The sequence below is a fragment of the Polaribacter sp. genome, from assembly GCF_965656025.1.
Classification (GTDB): Bacteria; Bacteroidota; Bacteroidia; order Flavobacteriales; family Flavobacteriaceae; genus Polaribacter.
Genome location: NZ_CBFHJT010000040.1, coordinates 1 through 2,745, shown reverse-complemented (window position 1 = coordinate 2,745; position 2,745 = coordinate 1). Strand labels below are relative to the sequence as shown.

Annotated in this window: 3 protein-coding genes; all 3 read left to right on the top strand. The window is 31.8% G+C overall.

Going from position 1 to position 2,745, the window contains the following annotated elements; genetic code table 11:
• The coding region (gene sprA, locus ACTG3S_RS08925) for a cell surface protein SprA (RefSeq protein ID WP_439129011.1) at positions 1-1,923 on the top strand (1,923 nt) is incomplete at its 5' end.
• Between the two features lie 22 nt (positions 1,924-1,945).
• Positions 1,946-2,326: a glycine cleavage system protein GcvH gene (gene gcvH / locus ACTG3S_RS08920; RefSeq protein ID WP_439129010.1), complete on the top strand. Its 381-nt coding sequence runs from the start codon at positions 1,946-1,948 to the stop codon at positions 2,324-2,326.
• Positions 2,316-2,666 carry a VanZ family protein gene (locus tag ACTG3S_RS08915; protein WP_439129009.1) on the top strand — a complete coding sequence of 117 codons (351 nt, stop codon included), beginning with the start codon at positions 2,316-2,318 and terminating at the stop codon, positions 2,664-2,666. Before gcvH ends, ACTG3S_RS08915 begins: the two co-directional genes overlap by 11 nt.
• The last annotated feature ends 79 nt before the right edge of the window (positions 2,667-2,745 follow it).

The following is a 2,745-nucleotide window of genomic DNA, read 5'->3' as shown; positions in this document are numbered from 1 at the left end:
TACACAGAACAACAATCTAGAAATTTAGTACCCGGTTTATCAGATCAACCAAAATTAACACAACGTAGGTTTCTATTTGATTGGGATTATACCATTGGTTTCGATTTAACGAAAGCTATCACCCTAAATTTTAACGCCACAAACAGTTATATTTACGATACTTTTGGTAACTCAGATGATATTCAAATATTTGATGAGTTTTTTAATACAGGTAGAGCAAATCATTATCATCAAAAATTAAATGGTACTTACCAATTACCTATAGATAAATTGCCTTTTTTAAGTTGGATAAAAGCAGATTATGCATACACAGCAGATTTTGATTGGCAAGCTGCTGCACAAAGTGAAATTAACATCAATGGTATAGATGTACCTTATGTAGATTTGGTGGGTAACGTAATACAAAATGCAAATACACATAACTTAAATACCACATTTACGTTCGAACGTTTCTATAAAGGTCTAGGTTTCGAAAAACTATTAATGACAAAAACACAACGTAGAAACTCTAAAGGAATTCCAGGAAATGGCTTACCTCCAGCGCCTGGTAGAATCAATAAAAAGAAAAAATTACCTTTAGGAAAACAAATCTTAAAAGGTGTTTACGATGTAGTAACATCTGTAAAACAAGGTAAAATAAGTTACTCAGAAAACAATGGGCAGTTTTTACCTGGTTATACAGAAGATGTTGGCTTTTTAGGTGGTGCACCCACTTCTTTTGCTTTTGGTAGCCAAGTAGATATTAGAACAAAAGCTTTAGAAAATGGTTGGTTAGTAGGCCCAAGAGATCCGAATTCAGACGATTATTATAACAAAACCTACAGTAGAACACATTATAACAAACTAGACTATACATTTACTGTAAAACCATTTAAAGATTTAAATATAGATGTAAGAGGTAACAAAATAAAAACTAGAGATTTATCGCAACAATTAGATGTTGTTGAAAATGGAACAACAAATGGGGCTTTAGACTTTAGCGCTCCTGCTTTTGAAACAGGTAACTTTAGCACAAGTTACTCTATGATTGGTACCGCTTTTAAAGATGGTGATGCTTTGTTTAATACCATGAGAAGTTATAGGGCAGCAATTGCATTAAGATTGGCAACAGAGACAGGAAACCCAGTTGCTGGTTATGGAGAAAACAGTCAGCAAGTATTGTTACCAGCATTTATGGCGGCTTATTCTGGTAGTAACCCAGACAAAGTAGATACTGGTTTGTTTAGAAATATACCAATACCCAACTGGACATTACGTTATAATGGATTAATGAAATTTGATTTCTTTAAAAAGAACTTTAGCAACTTTGTAGTTACACACGGTTATAAATCTTCTTATACCATTTCTAGTTTTACTAACAACTTACAATTTGATGGTGCAAACCCTACAACTATAAATTCAGCTGGTAATTACGAACCAGAGCTTTTAATATCTTCTGCAACCTTAGTAGACGAATTTTCGCCTTTAGTAAAAGTAGATATGAAAATGAAAAACTCTTTCTCTCTAAGAGGAGAAGTAAAAAGCGACAGAACGCTAACCATGAACTTTAACAACAGTACTTTAACCGATATTAAAGGTACAGAGTATATATTTGGTATGGGTTACGTGTTTAAAGATGTAAAAGTAAATACACGCTTTACAGGAAAGAAAACTACCTTAAAAGGAGACATCAACTTAAGAGCAGATGTATCTTTAAGAGATAATTTAACACAAATTAGGGCTGTAGATGAAGATAATAACCAAATTAGTGGTGGGCAAAGACTATTTTCTATTAAATTTACGGCAGATTATAGACTAAGCAGTAGTTTAACAGCTTCTTTTTACTATAATCATCAAACATCTAGATATGCTATATCTACCACTTTTCCGAGACAAGCAATAAATGGTGGGTTTAACATTATCTATAATTTAGGAGGAAACTAATCAATTAAAAATAAAATTAAGAATGAATATTCCAGCAGAATTAAAATACACAAAAGACCACGAGTGGATTAAAATTGAAGGAAACATAGCAACAGTAGGTATTACAGACTTTGCACAAGGTGAGTTAGGTGATATTGTTTATGTAGATGTAGATACTTTAGACGATACTGTAGAAGAAGGTGATGTGTTTGGTTCAGTAGAAGCAGTAAAAACAGTTTCTGATTTATTTATGCCATTAACTGGAGAGGTGACAGAATTTAACGAAGCTTTAGAGGATGAGCCAGAATTGGTAAACTCAGACCCATATAATAAAGGTTGGATGATAAAATTAGAAATTTCTGACAGCTCTCAAATAGACGACCTACTAGATGCTGAAGCATATAAAAACCTTATTGAAGGGTAAAATACTTGTTATTGCCTTTTTTGTTACTTTTTGTATTGTGTACTTAAGTTTAATAAAAATGCCAAAATATGATGTGGGTATATCACACTCAGACAAATGGCAACATGCATTTGCCTACTTTACTTTGGCAATTTGTTGGTTATTGGCGCTTTGCAAAAAAACAAATAAATACTTTATTGTTTTAAGTTGTATCATTTTTGGCATAATTATTGAAGTTTTACAAAGCACAGTAACAAATTATAGAACAGGAGATTACTTAGATGTGGTTGCAAATTCTATTGGTGTACTAATTGGATTACTGTTTTTTAATCAGATTTCTAAAAAAAATCTACTTAATTAACAAAAAGACTTGTATTTAACACAATAATTTAATTAAATTAGCGAACTATTAAAAACTCTTTTACATGGAAATAAAGAAA